General features: G+C 35.0%; 1 protein-coding gene and 1 pseudogene. One reads left to right on the top strand and one right to left on the bottom strand.

Annotated elements, in window-relative coordinates; all coding sequences use genetic code 11:
* Positions 1 to 2,308 (bottom strand): annotated as a pseudogene (locus ACP6PK_RS07295) (hypothetical protein); the annotation flags it as partial.
* A 1,275-nt stretch (positions 2,309 to 3,583) separates the two neighbouring features.
* Between ACP6PK_RS07295 and ACP6PK_RS07290 the strand changes: the two are divergent.
* On the top strand, positions 3,584 to 4,306 hold the full coding sequence (locus tag ACP6PK_RS07290) for a M15 family metallopeptidase (RefSeq protein WP_426559049.1): 723 nt from the start codon (positions 3,584 to 3,586) through the stop codon (positions 4,304 to 4,306).
* The last annotated feature ends 186 nt before the right edge of the window (positions 4,307 to 4,492 follow it).

Below are 4,492 nucleotides of genomic sequence, written 5' to 3'. Positions count from 1 at the left end.
GTAAACTTGCCGATTTTTCCTCTATTTCCTGTTGTCTATTCCCAGTTAAATTTTCTGTCTCAATATTTTGAGTTATCTCCAGTCTGTTAAATTGACTTTCATCAAAACTTTCTCCTGACTCTGTAGGTAAACTTGCCGATTTTTCCTCTATTTCCTGTTGTCTATTCCCAGTTAAATTTTCCCTATCAATATTTTGAGTGATCTCCAGTTTGCTAAATTGACTTTCATCCAATTTTTCTCCTGACTCTGTAGGTAAACTTTCCGATTTTTCCTCTATTTCCTGTTGTCTATTCCCAGTTAAATTTTCCCTATCAATATTTTGAGTGATCTCCAGTTTGCTAAATTGACTCTCCTGAAAATCTGCTCCTTCTGATGTGGGTAAACTTTCTAAATTTTCCTCTATTCCTTCTTCCCTGTTCCCTGTTCCCTGTTCCCTGTTCCCTATGAAACCTATTAAAGGATAATAATTAGGATGATTAAATATCGCCTCCTTATAAAGCTCATAATTACTAAAAGTTCTAAAATCATCAGGATTTAATCCCGTCGCTCCCCAATTTTTGGTTAAAATTCCCGAAATAATATCCAAAGTTTGCTGTAGATAAGTTCTACCATCTGGCAATCTTGCTTCAGTTCCCATCGGACCTGCTTCAGCATTATGAGCAACCGGACCTAGAGAAACAAAACTAATCTTATCTCGACGTTTAGCACAATTCCAATTTGATAGAAACAAAAGCGACCACCTGCCAGGAAACATGATCGGACCTAACTTTTCTACACCATCCTTTTCTCCCACCAGATGATACAAACGTTCGACTTCCATTGCTCCAGTATTGCCACTTATCACCCCTGCCAAAGAAATAACTTCAATCGGCGCACCCGTCGCTTGCTTCAGAAAAGATACTGCCCCCATAGACATTTGACCGCCTCCACTATAACCAATCAAACTGATAGGTTTTTTACTACCCAGGGGATAACCAAAGTGGAGAAGACTATCAAATAAAACTTGTGCTAATCCCTGATTTTGAATCGGACCGTAACGAGGGTCGGCAGCAACAGCAACAGCAGCCACATTTCGCAAGTTGATAATACCTGCAATAGGATTATCAGGATTTCTCTGAGCAATAGAATCAAGGATATTCCATAAAAATGCTAAAGGTCGGTCTGCTGTTAAAGGTGTGTTTGTGGCAGAGTAAGGCATAATACCCTTAATAATTGCTACATCTGAGGGAGTCGCATCAGCTAAACTATCCAAAAAATTTTCCACAATGGGTAGATATTGGTAAGTACCTTGATTAATTCCATCCAAGTACAAAACATAAACAGAAGCATCTTGGCGATCGGGTACTTCTGCAACTAAACTGCCTGAATATCTGAGAGTTGGTGCTTCATACCATCCCGCCCACCAAGTTAAAGATTCTAAGGGAGTGAAAATTATTGAGCATAAAAGAGCAATTAAGCCAATAATTATTAAGTTAATGGTAAGTTGAACTGTTGTGTCAAAAGTTGTGAACCAAATAGAGAAAAAATTTCCAGATCCAGTTGATAAGAGGATAACAATGGAAAAAGCAATAAATCCAATAACTATATATTTGATAATAGGTTTAATTTTCTGCCTTTGCGGTGCATTAGTTTGTTGAGGTAATAAGTCAGTAGTAATTTGGAAAGAACTAGATTGGTTTCCTGCCATCACAATTTCTTTTAATTCTTGCTTATCTGTGACTAACTCAGTTCCAGCAGCAAGATTTAACAACCATTGCCCAAAAGCAGTAATCGGACGACCAATAGTGCGCTGAGATACCTGATGTACTATCCATCCCAAGATATTACAGACAAATGCTCCCCAAATAGTTAGTTGTGGAACTTCTTGTATAGCTGTGATTTCTGCTAGTAGAGTCCATAGGGTGAGTAAAACGCTGATGGGAATCCCAAAATAAGGTAATCCAATCAGAAAACCCAACATTTGAGGAGCATAACTCAACCCTAAGCTACGGACGACTGTTATTAGTTCTAGGTTGGTATTGAAAAACAGTTGCCCGGTTAACCAAAGACTAATTGCCCAAAACCCAAAACTAAAGACAAATATAATAGCGGAAATTCCTAAACTGAGGAAAAAACGTAATTTTTTAACTTTATTAATGAACAGTACAACAGATTGTCCGATTGCTTGTGCCAAACCAGCAATTAAGACTATAGTTAATGCTACCTGAATTCCTTGAGGTAGATTATTAATTTGGTTATAAACTTCTGGATTAAGAGTTAACGCACCTGATATGAGATGCCAAAATTGGTCAAAAGCTGATGTTGTCATAATCTATCCCTAATTTTTTTCCGGCAACTAATCATCAAAAAATGATATTATACCAAATTCATACATAGATAGTTACATTCATTAATTGATAATGGATAATGGATAATTGATAATTACCTAGCCGTTAAAACCTTACGGGAATTGAAGATAAGGAAATTCAAGAGCACTTGCACTTTTTTTCCCCTATCCAAGGGGAGGCTTTAAACCAGAATTATTTAATTATTAATTATTAATAATTAATAATTGGGTAAAATTCATACAAAATTTTTCAGAGGTTTGTCGCCAAGTAACTTGCTCAAAATTAAATTATATTAAGGAAAATAGAAATACTTTTTTAGACTAATTTTACTTTTTTCGCATCAATTGTAAAATTGTTTTACTATCATTCAAAATAAAAATATTATGAATCAGTATATCGTGACTTCTGATGTAAGCATTCAGCCGTCAACTATTAGCTATAGAAATTATATTTCAGTCGTAATATTTTAGTGCTAACTAGGAGTCAGGAGTAAGAATATAAATCGGTCAAAATCGTTTTTAAATGCTCTTAAAGATTTTATAAATCATTCTTGATTGCTATAGCAATCCTCCGCATATTCGTGGCAAAAATCTTACTACTTTTTAGGGAAGAGGCAATAGGCAATAGCCAACAGGTAGGAGTTTGAACTTTTTTATTTACTTTTTAATTACCCACAACCTATTTAGGATTGCTATATATATTCATTATTATGAAATACCTAAAAGCTGAATGCTTATCTTATGACTCAGTTATCGGCCTTCCCACTCATATCAAATTTCCAAAATTTTTCTACATCTAATTGGATGAATAATTATGGGTAGTCTGGAGATTGAGAAGAGGTAAATTTAGAAATAATCAACACCTTCCTGACTGATAATTGTCAAAAACTGACTTTTAATCTCCCTAATTACTTAACTTTTGAAGTTCCACTGAAGTATAAGATTACTTCTAATAATTTGTATAATACAAAATTCATAAATATTTGCTACATTTTCTTGATAGGAGAGAGTAGGAAGTAGGATTATTAGGTATAAGATATCTTTGATTTTCAAATTGTTATAACAAAGCCACTATCTGAAAATTTTCTGAAATTTATATGATAAAATTAATTTTTACCAGAATAAGAATATAAGGTCTAAAGCCTCTCCTTTAAAGGGTATAAACAAAGAAAATTAAGTTTTTCAAGCCTCCCTATTCCATTGAGGTACTGATAACTAATAACTAATAATTGATCGCTGATAACTAATAACTGAGATATGAAACCTTACCACAAAATTAAAATCCAAGAATGTCACGAACCTTTAGTTCCAATTCCCTTAGAATTATTTGCCATTGAATCACCCCATCCCTATCAAAAATTAGGTGCGCCTTATCATCTTTCTGAAACAAATTCACCTTATTTTTTACGTCAAAAAGTATTAGATAGTTTGATAGTAGCTCAAACAAAACTACAACAAAATTATCCCGGTTGGCGTATCCAAATATTTGATGCTTATCGCCCTATTGCTGTACAACAATTTATGGTAGATTACACTTTTGCAGAAACAATAAAAGCTCAAGGTTTAACATTAGATAGTCTGTCTTTAACGGAAGCAAAACGTCAAGAAATTTTAGAGTTAGTTTATCAATTTTGGGCAACTCCTAGTCTAGATCCTGCTACACCACCACCTCATAGCACTGGTGCTGCTCTGGATGTAACTTTGGTGGATGGTAATGGCAAAACTATTGATATGGGTTCTCCCATTGATGAGTTATCACCTCGCTCCTATCCGAATCATTTTTTAGATAGTCAGGAGCAGAAAGCTCAAAAATATCATCAACATAGAGAATTATTAGCAGAGGTAATGTTGTCTGGAGGGTTTCAGCAGCATCAACAGGAATGGTGGCATTTTTCTCTGGGTGACCAAATGTGGGCTTGGTTGACAAATCAGGAAAATAGTGGAACTGAGGTTTTGGCATGGTATGGGCGAGTAGAGTAATACCATTTCTCAAAAAGTTTTCTATATTTTATTAAGCAGGAGAGTAAGGGAGTAGGGGAGTGGGGGAGAAGCAAAAATAAGAATACTTAACATTAAGAGGTTGAATGTATCAGGAAATATAAAAAAAGAAGATAGGGAATAGGGAATAGGGAATAGGGAATAGGGAATAGGGAATAGGGAATAGGG

The organism is Dapis hubbardiae BLCC-M172, assembly GCF_050016015.1.
In the GTDB taxonomy this organism is placed as follows: Bacteria; Cyanobacteriota; Cyanobacteriia; order Cyanobacteriales; family Microcoleaceae; genus Trichodesmium.
This window is presented reverse-complemented; position numbering and strand designations above follow the sequence as displayed.